Here is a 24,757-nt window from a genome sequence, read left to right as displayed (position 1 = left end):
GGTAATGGAAGCGTGCAATATAGTCGTTTGTGCAGGGCCGGTAAACTGTCGAAACTCCCCAGCTCGGTATCCAGATTCGAGAACGAAAAAACGAGGAGTTTTACGCCATGAACCGAGCCCTGCATGCCTCCGCCACGCGCCGTCGGCTGATGTTTTCCACAATGTTGTCCACAGCCGCGGCTGCCGTATTTGGCGGCATGGCGATGCCGGTGGCAGCGCAATCCAACTACCCCAACAAGCCGATCCGTCTGGTCGTGCCGTTTGCCGCAGGCGGTACCACCGACCTGTCGGCGCGCCTGGTCGCCGAGTACGCAGGACGCGAGCTGGGCCAGACCATCGTGGTCGACAACAAGGGTGGGGCGGGCGGTTCCATCGGTATGGAGCAGGTGGCGCGCTCCACTCCTGACGGCTACACGATCGGCATGGCCACGGTTAGCACGCACGGCTCGAACCCGGCGGTATACCCCAAGCTTGGCTATGACCCGATCAAGGACTTTGCACCGGTGACCAATGTGGCGGCCGTGCCCAGCGTGTTTGCCGTGCACCCGAGCGTGCCCGCCAAGACCATGCAGGAGTTCGTGGCACTGGCCAAGGCCAACCCCGGCAAATACACGTTTGCGTCGCCCGGCGCCGGATCGCTTGGACACGCGAACATCGAGAACTTCATGATGCTGGCCAAGATCGACCTGCTGCACGTGCCGTACAAGGGCGCCGGCCTGGCACTGAACGACGCGCTGGCAGGGCAGGTGAACGCGATTACCGACAACCTGTCGACCACGCTGCCGCACGTGAAGGCGGGCCGGCTGCGCGCGCTGGCCCTGCTGGGTGCACAGCGTTCGCCGCAGCTGCCGAACGTGCCGACGTACGGCGAGCTTGGCTACAAGGACATGGGCGACGGCGGCTGGTTTGGCATCGTCGCGCCGGCGGGTACACCCCAACCGGTTATCGACAAGCTGAACGCCGCCATCCACAAGGCGATGCTGAATCCCGAGTTCAAGCGCAAGATCGAGGAGTCGGGCGGTACGCTGGTGCCGACCACGCCGGACCAGTTCAAGGCCCAGATCCAGCAGGCCATGGCGCGCTACGCCCGCGTGGCCAAGGCTGCCAACATCAAGCTGGATTGAGCCATGACGACGTTCGACACACCGTACCGGGCGGTACAGGGCGACGCGCCGGACGGCCCGTATACGTTGGCTTTGCCGGAAGGGCTGCCGCTGCCGCTGGTCTGTGATTCGCCGCATAGCGGCGTCTACTATCCAGCGGATTTTCGTGCTGCCGTCCCGATGTCACGGCTGCGCGGTGGCGAGGATACCCACATCGACACGCTGTGGGGAGCCATCCCCAAGGTCGGGGGCACGCTGATCGGCGCCACGTTCCCGCGTGTCTATATCGATCCGAACCGGATGCTGGAGGACCTCGACCCGGAACTGCTGGATGCACCGTGGCCCACGCCGCTGTCTCCGGGTGAGAAAACGCGCCTGGGCTATGGCCTGGTCTGGCGGAAGCTCGATGCGGCCACGCCGATCTACGACCGGCAGCTGTCGGTGGCAGAGGTCCAGAGCCGTATCGGGCGCTACTACCGGCCATACCATACGGCGCTGGCCGAGGCCGTGGAAGCCGCTTACCGCCAGTTCGGCGCACTCTGGCATCTGAACCTGCACTCGATGCCCAACAACGCCTACGAGCGGCTCAAGATCAAGAGTCCGCACCCGCTGGCGGACTTTGTGCTGGGGGACCGCGATGGTACGACCTGCGAGCCGGGCATCGTCGATCTGGTGGAGCGGGAGCTGAAGTCGATGGGCTACACGGTGGCGCGCAACGATCCGTACAAGGGTGTGCAGTTGATCGCCCAAATCGGACGCCCGGCCGAGCGGCGCAACAGCCTGCAGATCGAGATCCGCCGGCCGCTGTATATGGACGAGGCAACCAAGGCGCCGAACGAAGGGTTCAAGACCCTGCAACGCGATCTCGGGTCGCTCTCGGCAAGTATTGGTAGCTACATCCGCAGTCAGCTTTGAGTCATGTTTCACGTGAAACACTGGCGGTAGGGAAGGGCCCCGTGCAAGCGGGGCCCTTTTCATTGCGGAGAGTGTTTCACGTGAAACACACTTTGCCGCTGGGTGAGTATCGTCGACGCCATGTTTCACGTGAAACATCGTCGTGGGCAGAGTTCGCCAAACGAATGCCGCTATAATTCGACATCCCGTATTTTCCCGCCCAGCCTCCCGGAGGAGGTGTCCCATGCTTTACCCGAAAGAATTCGACGTCATTGTCGTCGGCGGTGGTCACGCCGGCACCGAAGCTGCCCTCGCCGCGGCGCGCATGGGCTGCCAGACGCTGCTGCTCTCGCACAACATTGAGACGTTAGGCCAGATGAGCTGCAATCCGTCCATCGGCGGCATCGGTAAGGGGCATCTGGTCAAGGAAGTGGATGCCATGGGCGGTGCGATGGCGGCTGCCACCGACGAGTCCGGTATCCAGTTCCGCATCCTCAATTCGAGCAAGGGCCCGGCCGTGCGCGCCACGCGCGCCCAGGCTGACCGGGTGCTGTACCGCAAGGCGATCCGTACGCGGCTGGAGAACCAGCCGAACCTGATGTTGTTCCAGCAGGCCGTCGACGACCTGATGGTGGAGGGTGATCAGGTGGTGGGTGCGCGTACGCAGGCGGGTATCGACTTCCGCGCCCGTGCCGTGGTGCTGACGGCGGGCACGTTCCTCGATGGCAAGATCCACGTGGGGCTGGACAACTACACCGGCGGCCGTGCAGGCGACCCGGCTGCGGTGTCGCTGTCGGCACGTCTGAAGGAACTGAAGCTCCCGCAGGGGCGGCTGAAAACCGGTACGCCGCCGCGTATCGATGGCCGAACGATCGACTTTTCGGTGATGGACGAGCAGCCGGGCGATATGGATCCGGTGCCGGTGTTTTCCTTCCTGGGCAGGCCTGAGCAGCATCCCCAGCAGCTGCCGTGCTGGATTACCCATACCAACAGCCGTACCCACGACATCATTCGCGGTGGCCTTGATCGCTCGCCGATGTACACCGGCGTGATCGAAGGGGTGGGGCCGCGCTACTGTCCGAGCATCGAGGACAAGATTCATCGCTTCTCGGGTAAGGAAAGCCACCAGATTTTCCTCGAACCGGAAGGGCTGACGACCAACGAGTTCTATCCGAACGGCATCTCCACGAGCTTGCCCTTCGATGTGCAGCTGGAGCTGGTGCATTCGATCCGGGGCATGGAGAACGCCCATATCCTGCGCCCTGGCTATGCCATCGAGTACGACTACTTCGATCCGCGCGGGCTGAAGGCTTCACTGGAAAGCAAGGCGATCCAGGGCCTGTTTTTCGCCGGCCAGATCAACGGTACGACCGGCTATGAAGAGGCCGCCGCCCAAGGAATGCTGGCCGGCATCAACGCCGGGTGTTTCGTGCGGGAGCGCGATGCATGGACGCCGCGCCGTGACCAGGCATACCTGGGTGTGCTGGTCGACGACCTGATCACGCGGGGCGTGACCGAGCCGTATCGCATGTTTACGAGTCGCGCCGAATTCCGCCTGAGTCTGCGTGAAGACAACGCCGACATGCGCCTGACCGAAGTCGGCCGCGAACTCGGGGTGGTGGACGACGTACGTTGGGATGCTTTCAACCGCAAGCGCGACGCTGTTTCACGTGAAACAGAGCGGTTGAAATCCACATGGGTCAATCCGACGTTGCTGCCGGAAGCTGACGCCGTGCCGTTGCTCGGCAAGGCTATCGAGCGCGAGTACTCGCTTGCCGACCTGCTGCGTCGTCCAGAAGTCCGCTACGAGGCACTCGTGGCCGTGCAGGGTGGTCGCTATGCACCGGAAACGCCGCTCGCCGACGACGTGATGCTGGCCGAGCAGATCCGCGAGCAGATCGAAATCGGTATCAAGTACCACGGCTACATCGCCCGCCAGGCTGCGGAGGTCGACAAGCTGGGCGCTAACGAAGCCACTAAGCTGCCACTGGACTTTGACTACACCGAAGTCCGCGGTCTTGGTTTCGAGGTTAGCCAGAAGCTGAACCAACACCGTCCGGAAACGCTGGGCCAGGCGTCGCGGATCTCGGGCGTCACGCCGGCAGCAATCTCGCTGCTGCTGGTCCACCTGAAGAAGAAGGGCATGGGACGCGTGGCGCAGGCAAACGGAAAGGTCGGCGACGGCCAGGAGGCTGCCTGAGTGGGTGGCTTCCGATACACCGTGGTCGACGAGGCCGCGCAACGCCAGCGTCTGGAAGCTGGGCTTGCCGCTATCGGCCTGACGCTGGCGCCTGCACAGATCGAGACGCTATTTGCCTACCTGACGCTGCTCCGCAAATGGAACAGCGTCTACAACCTCACCGCCATCCGTCATGCCGACGAGATGCTGACCCACCACATGCTCGATTCGCTGGCGGCGGTTCCCGCGCTGGCCGAAGCCGCACGCAGCACGACCGTACCCGACGCTGCGCGGGGCAGGGTGCTGGATGTGGGTTCGGGGGGCGGGATGCCCGGCATGCCCCTGGCCATCGCCTGTCCCGATGTATCGGTGCTGATGGTCGATATCGTCCAGAAGAAGACCGCATTCCTGACCCAGTGCCGCGCGCAGTTGCATCTGACCAATGCGGCGGCCCACTGGGGCCCGGTGGAGAAGATCAAGGACGCGAATGGCTATGCCGTCATCACGTCGCGCGCATTCGCCGAACTGACGGACTTTGTGAACCTGTCCGGCCACTTGTTGGCGCCGGGCGGGAAGCTGCTGGCCATGAAGGGTGTTTATCCACAGGCGGAGATCGACCGGATGGAAGCCGCCGGCCTGATGCAGACCTGGCAGGTGGAAGCGGTGCCGAAACTGGTCGTCCCGGAACTGGACGCAGAGCGGCATCTCGTAGTGTTATCGCGGTGTTGAATCCGCAGGTTTGAATTTGGCAAGTGTTATTCGTTGTATGAATATGAATAGCACACACAGGGAGCTGCAAGCGCATATGGCCAAGGTATTCGTGATCGCAAACCAGAAGGGCGGCGTCGGCAAGACCACCACCACGGTGAATCTGGCCGCCGGTCTGGCCGCGCAGGAGCAGCGCGTGCTGCTGGTCGACCTGGACCCTCAGGGCAATGCTTCGATGGGCTCGGGTATCGACAAGCAGTCGCTGGAACACAGCGTGTACCAGGTGCTGGTGGGGCTGGCGTCGGTGCAGCAGGCAACCCGTCGGTCCGAGTCGGGGCGCTACGACGTGCTGCCGGCCAATCGCGAACTGGCTGGCGCCGAGGTGGAGCTGGTGGAGCTGGATCAGCGCGAGCGGCGCCTCAAGCAGGCGCTGGCCGAAGTGGACGACCAGTATGACTTCGTGCTGATCGACTGCCCGCCGTCGCTGTCGCTGCTCACGCTGAACGGCCTGTGTGCCGCGCATGGCGTGATCGTGCCGATGCAGTGCGAGTACTTCGCGCTGGAGGGGCTGTCCGACCTGGTCAACACGATCAAGCAGGTGCATGCCAACCTGAATCGCGAACTCAAGGTGATCGGCCTGTTGCGGGTGATGTTCGACCCGCGCGTGACACTGCAGCAGCAGGTATCGGCACAACTCGAGGCCCACTTTGCAGAGAAGGTATTCAAGACCGTGATCCCGCGCAATGTGCGACTGGCCGAGGCGCCGTCATATGGCATGCCGGGCGTGGCATTCGATGCGTCCTCGAAGGGCGCCAAAGCGTATCTCGATTTCGGCGCGGAAATGATTGCGCGCGTACGCCAGCTCGGTTGAGCGGCACGAACAGACAGGGAAGGGTGGCGAGCATGGTGACCGCTAAGAAGAAGGGTCTGGGCCGGGGACTGGAAGCACTGCTCGGCGGGCCCGCCGAGATTGTCGAGACCGCGAAGCAGGAGGGCGCGCCGTCGGTACTGGGCGTCAATCAACTCCAGCCCGGCAAGTATCAGCCGCGTACCCGCATGGACGAAGGTGCGCTGCAGGAACTGGCGGCGAGCATCCGCGCGCAGGGCCTGATGCAGCCGATCCTGGTGCGCCGCGTGGCCGAAGCCGATCGGTACGAGATCATCGCCGGCGAACGCCGCTTCCGCGCATCGAAGCTGGCGGGGCTCGACAAGGTGCCGGTCCTGGTCAAGGACGTGCCCGACGAGGCCGCCGCCGCAATGGCGCTGATCGAGAATATCCAGCGCGAAGACCTGAACCCGCTCGAAGAGGCGCAGGGCATCATGCGCCTGATCCGCGAATTCAGTTTCACGCACGAGCAGGCGGCGGAATCGGTAGGCCGTTCGCGCAGCGCGGTGTCTAACCTGTTGCGCCTGCTGAATCTGGCGTCGCCGGTGCAGACCATGCTGATGGCCGGCGATCTCGACATGGGCCACGCCCGTGCGCTGCTGGCAGTCGATGGCGCCAATCAGATCACGCTGGCCAACCAGATCGTGAACAAGCGACTGTCGGTACGCGAGACCGAGAAGCTGGTCACGTCGACGCTGAAGCCGTTCGACTTGAAGTCGCTCAAGCAGAAACAGGGCAACGGCACGCGCGATGTGGCGCGACTGGAAGAGGAGTTGTCGGACACGCTCGGCCTGGCCGTGCAGATCAAGCTCGGTGCGCGCGGCAAGGGCCAGTTGACCATCCACTTCACCAGCAACGATGCACTCGATGGCGTGCTGATCCGCCTGCGCGAGCCGGCTGCCAGCGCCTGACATCGGCCAACGCCATCAGGAGTCGGCCCCCTATACGTTTACCCGGTATACGGCAATCGTTTTGCCGATGAAATTGCCGGGCTGTCGGCACCGCGCGACAGCCCGCAGCTCATGCACCGTGTCGCGGCATGAATCTGCGCGATAACCGAACGGCTGGCTAGGCCTGACCTTTCTGAATACACGTCCTAAGTGGCGCTAGCGATGGCGGATTCGCCATCATGCACGTGCTGGCGTGCGCAATCCAATTACGTTACGCATCATTGCCGCGCAATTTCACACCATCCATCATGAATGCGTGATAGCAACCGTTGTGCGAAATTCGCTGCAAGCTAACTGAAAGCAGATTGACTCGCGTCGTCGATTGCTAATAGAATCGTGCGGTTTGAATTCTGGCCGGACGCAAAAAGTTCCGGCCTGGAACGAGGCTAGGCAGGTGGTGGTACGAGACCGTCAGCAGGAAAAATCGCAAGCCGGTACGGCATCCCGCGACAATCGTCGAGACGATGATTGGCGTGATGACTGGGATGATAGCGCCGCGCGCGAAGATGAAGCTGTCGATCCGCTGTCGCATGCCGAAGCGGTGAAGCTGCTTGGCGAGCGCGCGTTGCGCACGTCGCGCATGACACCGGGCAAGGTGGTGCTGGCGCAGGTCGTCGTGACGTTGTTGTCGGCTGTTGCCTGGGCGGTGTTCGCGCATGAGCATGCACCGTCGGGCTGGTCGGCCTTCTTCGGCGGCATGGCGTGTTTCGTCCCCAGCGGGTTCTTTGCGCTGCGTCTGTATATGTCGCGCAAGCAGCCGTCGGTCGGCGGGCTGGTGGCCGGCGAGGCGATCAAGGTCTTCGGCACGATGGCACTGCTGGTGCTGGTGATCGTGCTGTACCGCGATCTGCGCTGGGTGCCGTTGCTGGTCACGTTCCTGTTGGCGCTCAAGACTTATTGGGTGGCGCTCGCGATCCGCTAAGCGGAGATACGCGAATCCCGTCGCCCTTGGCAATGCATGAAGCAGGGCCACGGCGTGGGATTCGGTCTCAGATGAGGCACCCATCCGGAATATCAAGTGGTTTCAAGCGCAGGGCGTCACAACCGTGAAGCGCTGCGTGAGTAAGGTTTTGCCCAGAACAATAGAGCGGGCTTGCCCAGGCAGTGACCGGTCATGTGACCGAAGGCCAAAGCAAGACGCGTACCGGGCGACCGCCAAAGCGGTTGCCGGCAACAAAGATTTCGCAATATACCGATCGTTTCGACATGTCAGCTGAAGCTACTCAAGGCGCTGGGCACACGCTCACACCCTCAGGCTATATCGCCGAACACCTGCAGAACTTTAATTCGGTCGGCGGCAAGCAGCATTCCGTCGTCGATTTCAGCATCATCAACTACGACACAGTGTTCTGGTCGGTGCTGTGCGGCTTCATCGCCGTGCTGTTCCTGTACATGGCCGCGCGCCGTGTCTCGGCCGGCGTGCCGGGCCGCTTCCAGGCATTCGTCGAAATGATCGTCGAGATGGTCGACGATCAGGCCAAGGGAATCATCCACGGCGACCGCTCGTGGATCGCCCCGCTGGCACTGATGGTGTTCTGCTGGATCACCATGATGAATGCGATCGACCTGATCCCCGTGGACTGGGTCACCGGCCTGAACAACGTGCTGGGCATTTTCCACATCCACCTTCCGCACCACCGCGCAGTGGCCACGGCCGACCTGAACGGCACGCTGGGCATGTCGTGCTCGGTGCTGGTGCTGATGATTTACTACAGCTTCAAGATCAAGGGTGCGGGCGGCTTCATGCACGAGCTGTTCTCGGCCCCGTTCGGCGCCAAGTGGTACCTGGCCCCGTTCAACCTGATCCTGAACATCATCGAATTCCTGGCCAAGGCTGTGTCGCTGGGCATGCGGTTGTTCGGCAACATGTACGCCGGCGAACTGGTGTTCCTGCTGATCGCGCTGCTGGGTTCCATCTGGACCTTCAGCGCCGACCTGTCGGCTCTGGGTTTCGTTGGCCACGTGGTTGCCGGCACCGTATGGGCCATCTTCCACATTCTGATCGTGCTGCTCCAGGCATTCATTTTCATGATGCTGACGCTGGTGTACATCGGCCAGGCTCACGATCACCACTGATTTTCCGGTTCTTCGTTTTTTGGTTTTTTGGTTCTAAGTCTCTCTAAATTAAAGGAGTCATCATGCAAGCATATCTCGCCAACATCCAGGGTCTGACCGCTATCGGTATCGGCATCATCATCGGTCTGGGTGCTATCGGCGCCTGCCTGGGTATCGCCCTGATGGGTGGCAAGTACATCGAAGCGTGCGCACGTCAGCCTGAGCTGATGAACCCGCTGCAAACCAAGATGTTCCTGCTGGCTGGCCTGATCGACGCTGCATTCCTGATCGGTGTGGGTGTTGCAATGCTGTTCGCCTTCGCCAACCCGCTGCTGGCAGTCATTCAGTAAGTCTTTTCGGTCTGCATGATGCTGACGGGCGGCGCAGGCCTCAGTCCGATGGCCTGGCCGCCCTTGTGCATTTATCTGTAGTTTGATTACCGAAAGGAACACACCATGAATCTGAACGCAACGTTTTTTGCGCAGATGGTCGTGTTCTTCATCCTGTGGTGGGTTGTTGCCAAATTCATTTGGCCGCCGCTGGTGAAGGCGCTCGACGAACGCGCAAAGAAGATCGCCGATGGCCTCGCCGCTGCCGAAAAGGGCAAGGCGGAGCTTGAACTCGCCAACAAGCGTGTGGACCAGGCCATGGCCGAAGCCCGCACCGAAGGCGCGCAACGCGTGGCCGACGCTGAAAAGCGCGCCCAGGTGGCCGCCGACGAGATCAAGCAGAACGCCCAGGCAGAAGCCGCACGCATCATCGCCCAGGCCAAGGCCGAGGCAGAGCAGCAAGTGACCCGCGCCCGCGAAACGCTGCGCGACCAGGTCGCCGTGCTGGCCGTGAAGGGTGCAGAGCAGATCCTCAAGCGTGAAGTGAACGCGCAGGTCCATGCAGACCTGCTCAATCAACTCAAGGCTGAGCTCTAATCATGGCTGAAACCGCAACCATTGCCCGTCCCTACGCCGAGGCGCTGTTCCGCGTCGCGAGCGAAGCCGGTGCAGGCAACCTGGGTGCATGGTCTGAACTGGTGTCGGAGATGGGGCAAGTTGCCGCCAACCCCGACATGCAGGCGCTCGCCACCGATCCGAACGTCCCGGGCGAAAAGCTCCAGGAAGTGTTCCTGTCGGTGCTGAAGAGCCCGGTGAACGATGAGGCGCGTCGCTTCGTCAACCTGCTGGTGGAGAACAACCGCCTGACGGTGCTGCCGGAAGTCGCCGAACAGTTCCATGCGCTCAAGAATGCCCGCGAGGGTTCGTCCGACGTCGAGATCACCAGCGCTTTCCCGCTGGACGATTCGCAGGCGAAGGAACTGGTCGCCGCACTCGAACGCAAGTTCGGTCGCAAGCTGTACGCAAAGGTGGCGGTGGACCCGTCGCTGATTGGCGGCGTGAGCGTCAAGGTCGGCGACGAAGTGCTCGACACCTCCGTGCGCGCGCGCCTGGCTGCCATGCAAGCCACGCTGACCGCCTGACCGCAACGGCCGACGGATTGAAGAATTAGGAGCATTGTGATGCAACTGAACCCCTCAGAAATCAGCGAGCTGATCAAGTCCCGCATCTCGGGTCTTGGCGCTGACGCTGAAGTGCGCAACACCGGCACGGTGATTTCCGTGACCGATGGTATCTGCCGCGTGCACGGCCTGTCCGGCGTGATGCAGGGCGAGATGCTGGAATTTCCGGGTAACACGTTTGGCCTGGCATTGAACCTCGAGCGTGACTCGGTGGGTGCCGTGGTGCTGGGCGATTACGAACACATTTCGGAAGGCGATACGGTCAAGTGCACCGGCCGCATTCTGGAAGTGCCGGTTGGCAAGGAACTGCTGGGCCGCGTGGTCAACACGCTGGGTCAGCCGATTGACGGCAAGGGCCCGATCAACGCCAAGGAAACGGACGTGATCGAGAAGGTGGCTCCGGGCGTGATCGCACGTCAGTCGGTGAGCCAGCCGGTCCAGACCGGTCTGAAGTCGATCGACGCGATGGTGCCGATCGGCCGTGGCCAGCGCGAGCTGATCATTGGCGACCGCCAGACCGGCAAGACCGCCGTGGCCGTCGATGCCATCATCAACCAGAAGGGCAAGGGCGTCTTCTGCGTGTACGTGGCAATCGGCCAGAAGGCTTCGACGATCTCGAACGTGGTGCGCAAGCTCGAAGAGCACGGCGCCATGGAATACACGATCGTCGTGGCCGCTTCGGCTTCGGACTCGGCCGCCATGCAGTACCTGGCTGCCTACGCCGGCTGCACGATGGGCGAATACTTCCGCGACCGCGGCGAAGACGCGCTGATCGTTTATGACGATCTGACCAAGCAAGCCTGGGCCTACCGCCAGGTGTCGCTGCTGCTGCGCCGCCCGCCGGGCCGTGAAGCCTACCCGGGTGACGTGTTCTACCTGCACTCGCGTCTGCTGGAACGTGCAGCCCGCGTGAACGAAGACTACGTGGCGAAGTTCACGAACGGCGCCGTCACCGGCAAGACCGGTTCGCTGACCGCGCTGCCCGTGATCGAAACGCAGGCCGGCGACGTGTCCGCGTTCGTGCCGACCAACGTGATCTCGATTACCGACGGTCAGATCTTCCTGGAAACCGACCTGTTCAACGCCGGTATCCGCCCCGCTATCAACGCCGGTATTTCGGTGTCGCGCGTGGGTGGTGCTGCACAGACCAAGGTCGTCAAGAAGCTGTCCGGCGGTATCCGTACCGACCTGGCCCAGTACCGTGAACTGGCTGCGTTCGCGCAGTTCGCCTCGGACCTGGACGATGCCACCCGCAAGCAACTGGAGCGCGGCCGCCGCGTGACGGAACTGCTGAAGCAGCCGCAATACCAGCCGCTGCAAGTGTGGCAACTGGCCGCGTCGCTGTACGCCGCGAACAATGGCTTCCTCGACAACGTCGACGTGAAGGACATCCTGCCGTTCGAGAAGGGCCTGCACGACCATCTGAAGACCAAGTTCGCCGACCTCGTCGCCCGCATCGAAGATACCAAGGATCTGTCGAAGGACGACGAAGCCGCCCTGCGTGCAGCGATCGAGGATTTCAGGAAGTCCGCCGCGTTCTAACCGCGTGATTCCACGGACCGCGCCGTAGCTGCCGCAAGGCATGCGGCGCGGCACGAATGGAGAGGAAAGATATGGCCGGAACGAAAGAGATTCGAACCAAGATCAAGAGCGTGCAGAACACGCGAAAGATCACCAAGGCGATGGAAATGGTCGCCGCATCCAAAATGCGCAAGGCGCAGGAACGGATGCGTAACGCCCGTCCGTATGCTGAAAAAGTGCGCAATATCGCAGCGCACCTGGCCACCGCCAACCCCGAGTTCAAGCACCCGTTCATGGTGGAGCGCGACGTAAAGCGCGTCGGCATGATCGTGGTGACGACCGACAAGGGTCTGTGCGGCGGCATGAATACGAACGTGCTGCGAGCCGTGACCAATGAACTGAAGACCCTGCAGAACCGCGGCGTGGACGTGCAAGCGACCGCTATCGGTACCAAGGGCATGCAGTTCCTGGGTCGCATCGGCGCCAAGGTGGTCTCGAACGTGGTGCAGCTCGGTGACACCCCGCATCTGGAAAAGCTGATCGGCGCGATCAAGGTCCAGCTGGACGCCTTTACCAACGGCGAAGTCGACGCGGTGTACTTGGCTTATACCAAGTTCATTAACACGATGAAGCAGGAGCCGATGGTCGAGCAACTGCTGCCGCTGGCCGCGGACAAGCTGAGCCAGACCGAAGATGAAAAGCGCGCCTACTCGTGGGATTACATCTACGAGCCCGACGCACAGACGGTTGTGGAAGAGCTGCTCGTCCGCTACGTCGAAGCGCTGGTGTACCAGGCCGTGGCCGAAAACATGGCGTCGGAGCAATCCGCGCGCATGGTGGCCATGAAGGCGGCTTCCGACAATGCCAAGAACGTGATTGGTGAACTGCAGCTGGTCTACAACAAGACCCGCCAGGCAGCAATCACGAAGGAACTGTCGGAAATCGTCAGCGGCGCAGCTGCGGTCTAAGGCGTCAAGAATTCAAGCTATCGGAGATACGAAATGAGTATCGGAAATATTGTGCAGTGCATTGGCGCCGTGGTGGACATCGAGTTCCCGCGCGACGCAATGCCGAAGGTGTACGACGCACTCGTCCTCGAAGAGGGCAACGACAAGTCGTTCGCCGAGAAGGGGCTGACCTTTGAAGTGCAGCAACAGCTCGGTGACGGCGTGGTGCGTACCATTGCCCTGGGCTCGTCGGACGGCCTGCGCCGTGGCATGTCGGTGAAGAGCACCGGCGCCCCCATCTCCGTGCCGGTTGGCCACGGTACGCTGGGCCGCATCATGGACGTGCTGGGTCGCCCGATCGACGAAGCCGGCCCGATCGTCGCTGATGAAAAGCGCGGGATTCACCAGAAGGCACCGAAGTTCGACGAACTGTCGCCGTCGGTTGACCTGCTGGAAACCGGCATCAAGGTGATCGACCTGGTGTGCCCGTTCGCAAAGGGCGGCAAGGTGGGCCTGTTCGGTGGCGCCGGCGTCGGCAAGACCGTGAACATGATGGAGCTCATCAACAACATCGCCAAGCAGCACAGCGGTCTGTCGGTGTTTGCCGGCGTGGGCGAGCGTACCCGTGAAGGGAACGACTTCTACCACGAAATGAAGGACTCGAACGTGCTCGACAAGGTGGCCATGGTGTTCGGCCAGATGAACGAGCCGCCGGGCAACCGTCTGCGCGTGGCGCTGACCGGCCTGACGATGGCCGAGCGCTTCCGCGACGAAGGCCGCGACATCCTGTTCTTCGTCGACAACATCTACCGCTACACGCTGGCCGGTACCGAAGTGTCGGCACTGCTGGGCCGTATGCCTTCCGCCGTGGGCTATCAGCCGACGCTGGCTGAAGAAATGGGCAAGCTGCAGGAGCGCATTACGTCGACCAAGACTGGCTCGATCACGTCGATCCAGGCCGTGTACGTGCCTGCCGATGACTTGACCGACCCGTCGCCGGCTACCACCTTCCTGCACCTGGACTCGACCGTCGTGCTGTCGCGTGACATCGCCGCGCTGGGTATCTACCCCGCCGTCGATCCGCTCGACTCGACCTCGCGCCAGCTGGATCCGCAAGTCGTGGGTACGGAACACTACGAAGTGGCCCGCCGCGTGCAGCAGACCCTGCAGCGCTACAAGGAACTGCGCGACATTATCGCGATTCTGGGCATGGACGAACTGTCTCCGGAAGACAAGCTGGCCGTGTCGCGCGCTCGTAAGATCCAGCGTTTCCTGTCGCAGCCATTCCACGTGGCCGAAGTGTTCACGGGTTCGCCGGGCAAGTACGTGCCGCTGAAGGAAACCATCCGTGGTTTCAAGATGCTGGTGGATGGCGAGTGCGATCACCTGCCGGAACAGGCCTTCTACATGGTCGGCGCGATCGACGAAGCCTTCGAGAAGGCCAAGAAGCTTCAGTAAGCGGCGTCTTTCGCCTTTGCGCCAGATTGTGGCTGCCGTGCTCCGGCACGCGGCCGCAGCCGGCGCGAAGGCGAAGATCGTGCTTCCTGATTTGCGGGAAGCAAACGCTTTCTGGAGAAAGGATCTTATATGGCAACCATTCTTGTAGACGTCGTCAGCGCCGAATCGTCGATCTTCTCCGGTCAGGCGAAGTTCGTGGCGCTGCCGGGCGAGACGGGTGAACTGGGCATTCTGCCGGGCCACACGCCGCTGATCACCCGCATCCAGCCGGGTGCGGTGCGCATCGAGAAGGAAGACGGCAGCGAGGAATTTGTGTTCGTCGCTGGCGGCATTCTTGAAGTGCAGCCTCAGCACGTGACCGTTCTGGCCGATACCGCCATCCGCGGCAGCGACCTGGACGAAGCCAAGGCGCAGGATGCCAAGCGCGCTGCAGAGGAACTGATGCAGAACCAGAGCAGCGACCTGGACCTGGCGCGCGCTCAAAGCGAGCTGGCCGTGGCCGCAGCGCAACTGGCTGCTATCGCCCGTCTGCGTCGTAAGAAGTAAGCACTACCTGCAGTCGCCACGCTGTTGTTTTTTCGGCGTGGAAAATGAAAAAGGCAGCCGATTGGCTGCCTTTTTTTCTTCCGGACGCTATATTTCGTTGCCTGGACCACAAAAAAAAGCGCGCGGGCCGGGGAGGCTCCGCGCGGACGGGAAAATCCCTTCGAGGGGTCAATTCGAAGGAACGGGTTCGGTCCAGGATTCACTTAAAAGCGCAGCGGAACTTTTTTGTCCGCATCATCGGCGAGTTTCAATTATCGAAAACTCAAGCCGCGCGCTACCGGTCTTCCTGGTAGTCCGGATCAGTCGATTTCGATCGTCTGGTCCGGATAAATCGGGGAACTGCTCAGGCTTTCTTCCACACCCCTTATTTTTCAAGACTTTAGCGGCGGGGGTGCCTCACACCAAGCGCTGGTCTGTCAATGCATTGTGGGGGAAACTTCTTGGGATGGCAGTAACAAAATGTATCCTTTTGAAAGAAGATGAAAGCTCGGCCGGTAAAAATCCGGCGTTTTGGACACTTTTGCTCGTTTTTGAAAGCGTTTTCACGACACCGTCTAGCAATTTCCTTGGCTTAAATTGTTAAGACATTGTGAGCGTAGTGTACTGAATGCATTACGTTTTTTCGGTCAACGCTTAAGACTGTCCCCACCTTCGTGGGATGTCCGAAATGTGGCCGCGAAAATTGTGTTCGCTAGCGCATCCAGCGTTACGATTCGATACGGTTCCAGGGGCATCTTTCGGCGCTAACAAAGAGCCCCGGCACGCGCGCCTTAACCGCTACACTGGCGGACGTTCGACCTCCGCTAGATCCCCGCCATGGCTATCGATCCCCAGCTGCAAGCCTATTACCGCCAGATGGCGGAAGTGTATGCCGGTCAACCCGTCGCCCAGAGTGCCGTCGAGCGCCGTGCCCGCTTCGAGGACGTCGCCGCGCGCTCGCAGTTGTCGGACCCCGAAGGCATCACGTTCACCGACCTAGCGCTTCCGGTGGATGGCGCAACGCTGGCGGTCAGACTATTCCGACCGATGGACGTCGACCGGCCGCGGCTGATTGTCTATTTCCACGGTGGCGGCTGGGTAGTCGGATCGCCGGGCACGCATCACACGGTGGCTGCATTGCTGGCTGCCGATACGGGCTGCGCCGTGGCCAGCGTCGACTACCGCCTCGCGCCCGAGCAGCCGTTCCCGAAGCCTTGCGACGACGCCATCGCGGCGGTGCAGTGGCTCGCCGATGCACGTGATCGGCTCGGGCTCGCGCCGGAGTTCCTGGCCGTCGCTGGCGACAGCGCCGGTGGTCATCTGGCCGCCGTTGCAGCGCGCCATCTCAACGACGCCGCCGGCAGCCACGTGGTCAATGCCCAGTTGTTGATCTACCCGGTCGCCGCACCGGTACTGACAACCGAAAGCTATCGCGCCTTTGCCGATGGTCCGGGTCTGACGCGCGACGAGATGGCGTGGTTCTGGACGCAATACATCGGTGCCGAAGCCCTGGCGCTCGGGGCCGCGCACGCCGACCCGCGCATTCACCTGATGGCCACCCCGCCGCGCCATTTGCCGCCCGCCAGCGTGGTCATCGTGGCATCCAATGACGTGCTGCGCGATGATGGCTTGGCCTATGCCGATTTCCTGGTGCGCCACGATGCACCCGTGGTGACGATCGAGGCCAGCGGCATGACGCACGGTTTTGCCCGGCTGCAGCCCGATGCCCCGCGTGCCCGCGAATGGATGCGCCGCGCGGCCCAGGCCTTTGTGGCCGCGTTCGACGATATCTGACGCACGACGCGCCGAAGCTGCCGCCGATATGACGCCCATCATCCTCGGGGACGGCTGCACGGGACGGCGTTCCCGTAGAATGGCGGTCTTACGAGGATGACCATGACAGTACTGCAGAACGACACCTTCCTGCGCGCGCTGCGCCGGCAACCGACCGAATACACGCCGCTCTGGCTGATGCGTCAGGCCGGCCGCTACCTGCCCGAGTACAACGCCACGCGTGCGCGCGCCGGCAGCTTCCTGGGCTTGGCGAAGAACCCGGCATATGCCACGGAAGTGACGCTGCAACCGCTCGATCGTTATCCGCTCGACGCTGCCATCCTGTTCTCGGACATCCTGACCGTACCCGACGCGATGGGCCTGGGCCTGTCCTTTGCCCAGGGCGAAGGTCCGCGCTTCGCCCATCCGCTGCGCACCGAAGCCGACGTGGCCAAGCTGGCCGTGCCGGATATGTCTTCGCTGCAGTACGTATTCGACGCGGTCAGCGAGATTCGCCGCGCCCTGGTGCAGGATGGCGCCCAGCGCGTGCCGCTGATTGGATTCTCGGGCAGCCCCTGGACGCTGGCCTGCTATATGGTCGAGGGCGGCGGGTCGGACGACTTCCGCACCGTCAAGGCGATGATGTACGCACGCCCTGACCTGATGCACCGGATCCTGGAGATCAACGCGCAGGCCGTTTCCGCCTATCTCAATGCCCAGATCGAAGCGGGCGCGCAGGCCGTCATGGTGTTCGACACCTGGGGTGGCGCGCTGGCCGACGGCATGTACCAGACCTTCTCGCTCGCTTATATGCGACGCGTGTTGCAGGGTCTGAAGCGCGAGCACGACGGCCAGCAGATTCCGGTCATCGTGTTCACGAAGGGCGGTGGCATCTGGCTGGAGCAGATAGCCGCCATCGAACCCGACGCGATCGGGCTGGATTGGACGGTCAACCTGACTCAGGCGCGGCGTCGCACCGAGGGCAAGGTCGCGCTCCAGGGCAACATCGATCCCACCGTGCTGTTTGCGTCGGAAGCGGCAATCCGCGAGCAGGCGCGCGGCGTGCTGGATAGCTACGCAGCCGGCGGCGGCAGTGACGGTCATGTCTTCAACCTCGGACATGGCATTTCGCAATTCACGCCGCCGGAAAACGTGGCGGTGCTGGTGGACGAAGTGCACAGCCACAGCCGCAAGCTGCGCAACGGCAAGGTTGCACCTTCGGCCTGATATTGACGGGTTCCCCGCGACGCAGCGATGTGATGGGTATCTGCCGTGCAGTGGCGCGGCAGGCGGCGCATGCGTCCTGTCAAGTAAACTATTTAACGATATTTCGCCAAAAAGGTGCGAGGGGCTTGCTGTCAAGGCTTGACTTATGCACACCGATAGGTTTGCGGCACTGCACGAGCGGGTTACCCCTTAACTCAGTTGGGGGGTGTTTGCAAGTCCTTGATTCATAAGGCTTTGAATGTTCTGCAAAGGGGGGTGCAAGGACGATGAAAGCCTTGTGTCAAGCGCCTTGCCGGGAAGTTTGTGCGACTTTTCAACAAAGTTATCCACAGGGGCGATGAAGGCGGTGGAAAACCATCCGTGGATCATCGACTTAGGGTCACATTTGAAGTTTTACTTTAAGTTGATGTTGCGCCGCACACAGACTTTTGCCCCCGCCTCTGAAGCGCTCCGCATGCACAACGACAGCGCAACCGGGCTGCACCATGCCGGGGTCTGCGCATGACCTCCGACATGCCTGATACCGCGCAAAAGGCCTCCACCGCAGAGGGTGTCGCGTCTTCCCCACAGTTTCCCGCCCCTCGCATCGTTCGCGTCGCCCTCGACACGCCGGCAGACGACTGTTTCGACTATCTGGCCGATGACGGTGTGGCGCCTGGCGAACTGGTGGTAGTGCCCTTCGGCAAGCGTCAGGCCGTGGGCGTGGCGGTAGCGCGTGTGGATAACTCCGACGTGCCGGAGGACAAGCTGCGTCCCATCGTCCAGCGGATCGGCTGGATGCCGCCGATGAGCGACGAATGGATCGCATTAGCTCGCTTTGCCGCGCGCTATTACCACCGCCGGCTCGGTGAGGTCATGCTGCCCGCCTTGCCCCCTTCGTTGCGCGAGGCCGAAACCTGGGAGCGGTTGGGGCAGCGCGCGCGCACCACACAGTACCGGGTACGCCCCGGCCAGGCAGAAGCGCTGCGAGAGGCGGCGCCGCCGCGTGCGCGCACCGTCCGGGCGCTGGCCGATGCGCTGATCGATACGCAGGACTGGGTACGCCTGGCCGACGCCCGCGAACTTTGCACGGCGGCGCCCCAGCGCCTGGAAGAGTGGACCACCGCTGGCTGGCTCGAATGCATGCATGCCGACCGGCCGCTGCTGGAAACGGACACGAGCCGCGAGCCATCTGCCGCGCCCGCCTTGCATGCGGAGCAGCAACTCGCGGTGGACGCCATCGCGGCGGCGCAAGCCTACGCGGCCTTCCTGCTGCACGGCGTAACGGGCAGCGGCAAGACTGAGGTCTACCTTCATGCCATGGCCCAACGGCTGGCGGCCGATCCTTCAGCCCAGGTGCTGATGCTGGTGCCTGAGATCAATCTCACGCCGCAGCTGCAATCGCGCATCGCGGAACGCTTTCCCCATTTGCCACTGGCGGTACTGCACAGCGGGCTGGCGGATCAGGAACGCAGCCTGCAATGGCTGGCTGCCCACCGTGGCGAGGCGCGCATCGTGCTGGGTACGCGCATGGCCGTGATGGCGTCGATGCCGCACCTGAGTCTGATCGTGGTCGACGAAGAGCACGATACGTCCTACAAGCAGCAGGAAGGTCTGCGGTACTCGGCGCGCGACCTCGCCGTGTGGCGCGCCAACCAGCTTGGCATCCCCGTGGTGCTCGGGTCGGCAACGCCGTCGATGGAGACCTGGTATCGGGCGGAGCAGGGTGCGTATCGCAAGCTGGTGCTGCGCGAGCGCGCGCAGGCCGATGCAACCTTGCCGACTGTGCGGCTGATCGACCTCAATCACGAGCGCCAGCGTCAGCGCACGCTGTATGAAGGCTTGTCGGTGCCGCTGCTCGACGCCATCCAGCAGCGGCTGGACCGTGGCCAGCAAAGTCTGCTGTTCCTGAACCGGCGCGGCTATGCGCCCGTACTGGCTTGCGATAGCTGCGGCTGGCTTTCGGGTTGCCCGCGCTGTTCCGCGTACCTGGTGCTGCATCGTCCCGAACGGCGTCTGCGCTGCCACCACTGCGGTCTGGAATCGCCGGTGCCGCATCACTGCCCCGATTGTGGCAACGTGGATATTGCGCCACTTGGACGTGGCACCCAGCGTATCGAAGAAGCGCTGGCCACGCGCTTTCCCCAGGCCCGCATCGCCCGGATCGATGCCGATTCCACGCGCCGCAAGGGCAGCGCCCAGGCCATGTTCGACGAGGTGCACGCGGGCGAGGTGGATATCCTGGTCGGCACGCAGATGGTGGCCAAGGGGCATGACTTCCAGCGCGTGACGCTGGTCGGCATCGTCCACCCGGATGCCGCGATGTTCAGCCACGACTTCCGCGCCGCCGAGCACCTCTTTGCATCGTTGATGCAGGTGTCTGGCCGGGCTGGCAGGGCGGGGCTTGGCGGCGAAGTCCTGATCCAGACGCGCTACCCGGACGCCCCCGCATTGCAGGCGCTGGCGCGCCATGACTATGATGGATTCGCGGCCAGCCAGTTGCGCGAGCGGCGGCAGGCTGGGTTGCCCCCGTTTGCCTACCAGGTGCTGATTACCGCCGAGCACGGCCAGCTGGAGCGCGCCCTAGCGTTCCTGCAGGCGGCGCGCGAGCAGGCCAACGCCTGCGCGATGGCGCCCGAGGTGCAACTGCATGATCCGGTGCCGATGTCGATGGTCCGGCTGTTCAACAAGGAACGCGCCCAGATGCTGGTGGAGGCGGGCTCGCGCCCCATCTTGCAGCGCTTTGTGAGTGAGTGGGTGTCAACTTTTGAAGATGTTGGGGCACGGGTAAAAGGCGTGCGCTGGCAGTTGGAAATCGATCCGTTGCGGATCTGACGGCCCGCCGTGGCGAGGAGAATGTTGCGCAAGTGCAACCTTTTCGCGGCGGTAGAACTAAGTGGTTGCACTAGGTTGCACCTAGTAAATCTCCGAGAGTAAGATCGCGCCAGCCCGGTAGTCTGGCCGGTACGCTCGCGCGTATCGCCAGGACTGCCAACCGTCTTACCAAGATCCGCTGGAGAACTGCCCGCATGGCCACCACCACCCTCGGCGTCAAGCTTGACGATGCTTCGCGCGAACGCCTCAAACGTGTTGCCCAATCGATTGACCGCACGCCGCACTGGCTGATCAAGCAGGCGATTTTCACGTACCTGGAACAGGTTGAGCGTGGTCATCTGCCGCATGAGGCAGGCGCCGCCGGGCTGGCGGATGGCGAGGGCGCCGACGCCGGCGACGCGGCCCACGGCGACGCCATGCCGCAGCCGTTCCTTGAGTTTGCCCAGAGCATCCAGCCGCAGTCGGTGCTGCGCGCCGCGATCACGTCGGCCTACCGCCGGCCCGAAACCGAGTGCGTGCCGGTGCTGCTGGAACAGGCGCGCCTGCCCCAGGCTCAGGCCGACGCTGCCATTAAGATGGCTAAGGCGCTGGCGCGAAAGCTGCGCGAGCAGAAGGTGGGCACCGGCCGCGAAGGCCTGGTGCAGGGCCTGATCCAGGAGTTTTCGCTGTCGTCGCAGGAAGGCGTGGCGCTGATGTGCCTGGCCGAGGCCCTGTTGCGCATCCCCGACAAGGCCACGCGCGACGCGCTGATCCGCGACAAGATCAGCGGCGCCAACTGGCAGTCGCACCTGGGCCAGAGCCCGTCGCTGTTCGTCAACGCCGCCACCTGGGGGTTGCTGCTGACCGGCCGTCTGGTGGCCACCCATACCGAAGCCGGCCTGTCGAAGGCGCTGACGCGCATCATCGGCAAGGGCGGCGAGCCGCTGATCCGCAAGGGCGTGGATATGGCCATGCGCCTGATGGGCGAGCAGTTCGTGACCGGTGAGACAATTTCCGAAGCGCTGGCCAACGCCCGCAAGTACGAAGCCGAAGGTTTCCGCTATTCGTACGACATGCTTGGCGAAGCGGCGATGACCGAGGCCGATGCCCAGCGCTACCTGGCGTCGTACGAGCAGGCCATCCACGCCATCGGCCAGGCATCGCGCGGCCGGGGCATCTATGAAGGCCCGGGCATCTCGATCAAGCTGTCGGCGCTGCACCCGCGCTACAGCCGCGCCCAGCACGAGCGCGTGATCACCGAACTGTACGGCCGCCTGAAGAGCCTGACGATGCTGGCCCGCCAGTACGACATCGGCATCAACATCGACGCCGAGGAAGCCGACCGCCTGGAAATCTCGCTCGACCTGCTGGAACGCCTGTGCTTCGAGCCCGAGCTGGCCGGCTGGAACGGCATCGGCTTCGTGGTGCAGGGCTACCAGAAGCGCTGCCCGTTCGTGATCGACTACCTGATCGACCTGGCGCGCCGCAGCCGCCATCGCCTGATGATCCGTCTGGTCAAGGGCGCGTACTGGGACAGCGAAATCAAGCGCGGCCAGGTGGATGGCCTAGAGGGCTATCCGGTCTACACGCGCAAGGTCTATACCGATGTGTCGTACGTGGCCTGCGCACGCAAGCTGCTGTCGGTGCCGGACGCGATCTACCCGCAGTTCGCCACGCACAACGCGCACACGCTGTCGGCCATCTACCAGATCGCCGGGCAGAACTACTACCCCGGCCAGTACGAATTCCAGTGCCTGCACGGCATGGGTGAGCCGCTGTACGACCAGGTGGTGGGCGCCAAGGCCGATGGCAAGTTCGGCCGCCCGTGCCGGATCTACGCCCCGGTGGGTACGCACGAGACGCTGCTGGCGTACCTGGTGCGCCGCCTGCTGGAAAACGGCGCCAACACGTCGTTCGTGAACCGGATCGCCGATGAAACGATTCCGCTCGACGAACTGGTGGCCGACCCAGTGACCGTGGTCGAGCAGATGCACAAGACGGAAGGCACGATGGGCCTGCCGCACCCGCGCATTCCGCAACCGCGCACGCTCTACGGCGACTCGCGCGCCAATTCGGCCGGTATCGACCTGTCGAACGAACATCGCCTGGCGTCGCTGTCGTCGGCGCTGCTGGCCGGCACCAGCGACGCGCTGCGCGCAGATCCGCAACTCGGCGCCGATGTGGACCGTGGCGACGCCAAGTCCGAGCCGGTGCTGAACCCGGCCGACCATCGCGACGTGGTGGGCCACGTCAGCGAAGCCACGCCGGCCGAGATCGAAGCCGCACTGGTGGCCGCCGGCAACGTGGCGCCGATCTGGCAAGCCACGCCGCCCGAAGTGCGCGCCGCCGCGCTGGAGCGTGCCGCCGACCTGATGGAAGCCCAGATGCAGTCGCTGATGGGCATCATCATGCGCGAGGCTGGCAAGACGTTCTCGAACGCCATCGCCGAAGTGCGCGAAGCCGTGGACTTCCTGCGCTACTACGCGGTGCAGGTGCGCGAGACCTTCTCGAACGACACGCACCGTCCGCTGGGCCCGGTGGTCTGTATCAGCCCGTGGAACTTCCCGCTGGCGATCTTCACCGGCCAGGTGGCCGCAGCCCTGGCCGCCGGCAACCCGGTGCTGGCCAAGCCGGCCGAGCAGACCCCGCTGATCGCCGCCGCCGCCGTGCGTCTGCTGCGCGATGCGGGCGTGCCGGCTGGCGCCGTGCAACTGCTGCCGGGCCGTGGCGAAACGGTGGGCGCCGCGCTGGTGGGCGATGCCCGCGTCAAGGGCGTGATGTTCACGGGCTCGACCGAAGTGGCGCGCCTGCTGCAGCGTAATGTGGCGGGCCGCCTGGACGCCGCCGGCCGTCCGATTCCACTGATCGCCGAAACCGGCGGCCAGAACGCGATGATCGTCGACTCGTCGGCCCTGGCCGAACAGGTGGTGGGCGACGTCGTGAACTCGGCGTTCGACTCCGCCGGCCAGCGCTGCTCGGCGCTGCGCGTGCTGTGCCTGCAGGAAGACGTGGCCGACCGCATCCTGGAAATGCTCAAGGGTGCCATGGGCGAACTGACGCTGGGCAACCCGGATCGCCTGTCGACCGACGTCGGCCCGGTGATCGACGACGAAGCGCGAGGCAATATCGTGCGCCATATCGAAGCCATGCGCGCCAAGGGCCGCCGTGTGCACCAGGCCGACCTGGGTGCCGCGCAATCGGCGGCCTGCCGCAACGGCACGTTCGTGCCGCCGACGCTGATCGAGCTGGATTCGATCGCGGAGCTGAAGCGCGAGGTGTTCGGCCCCGTGCTGCACGTGGTGCGCTACCCGCGCGCCGCGCTGGACACGATGATCGGCCAGATCAACGGCACCGGCTACGGCCTGACGCTGGGTATCCACACGCGGATCGACGAGACCATCGCGCACATCGTCAACCGCGCGCATGTGGGCAACCTGTATGTGAACCGCAACATCGTGGGCGCCGTGGTGGGTGTGCAGCCATTTGGCGGCGAAGGCCTGTCGGGCACCGGCCCCAAGGCTGGCGGCCCGCTGTATCTGCATCGCCTGCTGTCGGTGTGCCCGCAGGATGCCGTGGTACGTGGCGTGCGCACGTCCGACATGGGCGACGCCACGGCGGCGGCGCCGGAGAACGCCGCGCTGACCGCCCTGCAGGGTTGGGCCAAAGCCAGCCTGCCGGACGTGGCGGACGCCTGCGGGCGCTTCGCCGCAGCCTCGGCCTCGGGCCTGTCGGTGACGCTGCCCGGCCCCACCGGCGAGCGCAATACGTACTCGCTGCTGCCGCGTGAGCGCGTGCTGTGCCTGGCCCAGCAGGAATCCGATCTGGCGCTGCAACTGGCGGCCGTGCTGGCGGTAGGTTCCGAAGCGTTGTGGACTGACACACCTGTTGCAAAGGCCCTGTTGGCGCGCCTGCCTGCCGCAGTACAATCGCGCGTCCGCGTGGTTTCCGACTGGCAGGGCACGGACATCGCCTTTGACGCTGTGCTGCACCACGGCGATTCCGACCAGCTGCGCACGGTTTGCGAACAGGTGGCCACGCGCCCTGGTCCGATCGTCAGCGTGCAGGGCATGGCCCAAGGTGAACCGAATATCGCGCTGGAGCGTTTGTTGATCGAGCGTTCGCTGTCTGTCAATACGGCGGCGGCGGGCGGCAATGCAAGTCTGATGACGATCGGCTGAGGTCACCGGCCCGGCGGATTGTCAGCAAAGCGCGTGGTGGGGGCCGGCGA

Annotated in this window: 19 protein-coding genes; all 19 read left to right on the top strand. The window is 63.5% G+C overall.

The genetic code is table 11. The annotated features are described in order from the left end of the window. Positions 1-161: 161 nt before the first annotated feature. The 19 genes from CYJ10_RS00525 (at position 162) to putA (ending at position 24,707) form a co-directional block, all read left to right on the top strand. Positions 162-1,124: a Bug family tripartite tricarboxylate transporter substrate binding protein gene (locus CYJ10_RS00525; protein WP_374703219.1), complete on the top strand. Its 963-nt coding sequence runs from the start codon at positions 162-164 to the stop codon at positions 1,122-1,124. Between the two features lie 3 nt (positions 1,125-1,127). Beyond that, the gene (locus tag CYJ10_RS00520; protein WP_101679634.1) at positions 1,128-2,018 is read left to right on the top strand and encodes an N-formylglutamate amidohydrolase; all 891 of its coding nucleotides are present in this window, start codon (positions 1,128-1,130) and stop codon (positions 2,016-2,018) included. Positions 2,019-2,241: 223 nt separating this feature from the next. Next, complete coding sequence (gene mnmG, locus CYJ10_RS00515) at positions 2,242-4,197, top strand: tRNA uridine-5-carboxymethylaminomethyl(34) synthesis enzyme MnmG (RefSeq protein WP_101679633.1); 1,956 nt, start codon at positions 2,242-2,244, stop codon at positions 4,195-4,197. Beyond that, positions 4,198-4,905 (top strand): 16S rRNA (guanine(527)-N(7))-methyltransferase RsmG, encoded by a 708-nt coding sequence (gene rsmG, locus CYJ10_RS00510; RefSeq protein ID WP_101679632.1) that lies wholly within the window; start codon positions 4,198-4,200, stop codon positions 4,903-4,905. Positions 4,906-4,981: 76 nt separating this feature from the next. Continuing rightward, positions 4,982-5,755 carry a ParA family protein gene (locus CYJ10_RS00505; RefSeq protein ID WP_029051308.1) on the top strand — a complete coding sequence of 258 codons (774 nt, stop codon included), beginning with the start codon at positions 4,982-4,984 and terminating at the stop codon, positions 5,753-5,755. A 32-nt stretch (positions 5,756-5,787) separates the two neighbouring features. Continuing rightward, positions 5,788-6,681: a ParB/RepB/Spo0J family partition protein gene (locus CYJ10_RS00500; protein WP_101679631.1), complete on the top strand. Its 894-nt coding sequence runs from the start codon at positions 5,788-5,790 to the stop codon at positions 6,679-6,681. A 433-nt stretch (positions 6,682-7,114) separates the two neighbouring features. Beyond that, positions 7,115-7,642 carry an ATP synthase subunit I gene (locus CYJ10_RS00495; protein ID WP_101679630.1) on the top strand — a complete coding sequence of 176 codons (528 nt, stop codon included), beginning with the start codon at positions 7,115-7,117 and terminating at the stop codon, positions 7,640-7,642. A 284-nt stretch (positions 7,643-7,926) separates the two neighbouring features. Beyond that, positions 7,927-8,796, top strand: a complete 870-nt coding sequence (gene atpB / locus CYJ10_RS00490) for a F0F1 ATP synthase subunit A (RefSeq protein ID WP_101680363.1) — start codon at positions 7,927-7,929, stop codon at positions 8,794-8,796. A gap of 62 nt (positions 8,797-8,858) precedes the next feature. Then, positions 8,859-9,125, top strand: a complete 267-nt coding sequence (gene atpE, locus CYJ10_RS00485; RefSeq protein ID WP_092138471.1) for a F0F1 ATP synthase subunit C — start codon at positions 8,859-8,861, stop codon at positions 9,123-9,125. A gap of 105 nt (positions 9,126-9,230) precedes the next feature. Then, positions 9,231-9,701 carry a F0F1 ATP synthase subunit B gene (locus tag CYJ10_RS00480; protein ID WP_066736810.1) on the top strand — a complete coding sequence of 157 codons (471 nt, stop codon included), beginning with the start codon at positions 9,231-9,233 and terminating at the stop codon, positions 9,699-9,701. Positions 9,702-9,703: 2 nt separating this feature from the next. Continuing rightward, complete coding sequence (locus tag CYJ10_RS00475) at positions 9,704-10,246, top strand: F0F1 ATP synthase subunit delta (RefSeq protein ID WP_101679629.1); 543 nt, start codon at positions 9,704-9,706, stop codon at positions 10,244-10,246. 39 nt (positions 10,247-10,285) lie between these two features. Beyond that, the gene (atpA, locus tag CYJ10_RS00470) at positions 10,286-11,827 is read left to right on the top strand and encodes a F0F1 ATP synthase subunit alpha (RefSeq protein WP_101679628.1); all 1,542 of its coding nucleotides are present in this window, start codon (positions 10,286-10,288) and stop codon (positions 11,825-11,827) included. Between the two features lie 71 nt (positions 11,828-11,898). Next, positions 11,899-12,774, top strand: coding sequence for a F0F1 ATP synthase subunit gamma (atpG, locus tag CYJ10_RS00465; RefSeq protein WP_101679627.1), 876 nt, complete (start codon positions 11,899-11,901; stop codon positions 12,772-12,774). Between the two features lie 33 nt (positions 12,775-12,807). After that, the gene (atpD, locus tag CYJ10_RS00460; protein WP_101679626.1) at positions 12,808-14,211 is read left to right on the top strand and encodes a F0F1 ATP synthase subunit beta; all 1,404 of its coding nucleotides are present in this window, start codon (positions 12,808-12,810) and stop codon (positions 14,209-14,211) included. A gap of 129 nt (positions 14,212-14,340) precedes the next feature. Next, positions 14,341-14,757: a F0F1 ATP synthase subunit epsilon gene (locus CYJ10_RS00455; RefSeq protein ID WP_101679625.1), complete on the top strand. Its 417-nt coding sequence runs from the start codon at positions 14,341-14,343 to the stop codon at positions 14,755-14,757. Between the two features lie 816 nt (positions 14,758-15,573). Beyond that, positions 15,574-16,530, top strand: coding sequence for an alpha/beta hydrolase (locus CYJ10_RS00450; RefSeq protein ID WP_101679624.1), 957 nt, complete (start codon positions 15,574-15,576; stop codon positions 16,528-16,530). 102 nt (positions 16,531-16,632) lie between these two features. Continuing rightward, positions 16,633-17,736: a uroporphyrinogen decarboxylase gene (hemE, locus tag CYJ10_RS00445; RefSeq protein WP_101680362.1), complete on the top strand. Its 1,104-nt coding sequence runs from the start codon at positions 16,633-16,635 to the stop codon at positions 17,734-17,736. Positions 17,737-18,237: 501 nt separating this feature from the next. Beyond that, positions 18,238-20,550, top strand: coding sequence for a primosomal protein N' (locus CYJ10_RS00435; protein WP_101679622.1), 2,313 nt, complete (start codon positions 18,238-18,240; stop codon positions 20,548-20,550). A gap of 194 nt (positions 20,551-20,744) precedes the next feature. Beyond that, positions 20,745-24,707, top strand: a complete 3,963-nt coding sequence (gene putA, locus CYJ10_RS00430; RefSeq protein ID WP_101679621.1) for a trifunctional transcriptional regulator/proline dehydrogenase/L-glutamate gamma-semialdehyde dehydrogenase — start codon at positions 20,745-20,747, stop codon at positions 24,705-24,707. The last annotated feature ends 50 nt before the right edge of the window (positions 24,708-24,757 follow it).

The organism is Cupriavidus pauculus (assembly GCF_002858765.1).
GTDB classification, from domain to species: Bacteria; Pseudomonadota; Gammaproteobacteria; order Burkholderiales; family Burkholderiaceae; genus Cupriavidus; species Cupriavidus pauculus_B.
This window is presented reverse-complemented; position numbering and strand designations above follow the sequence as displayed.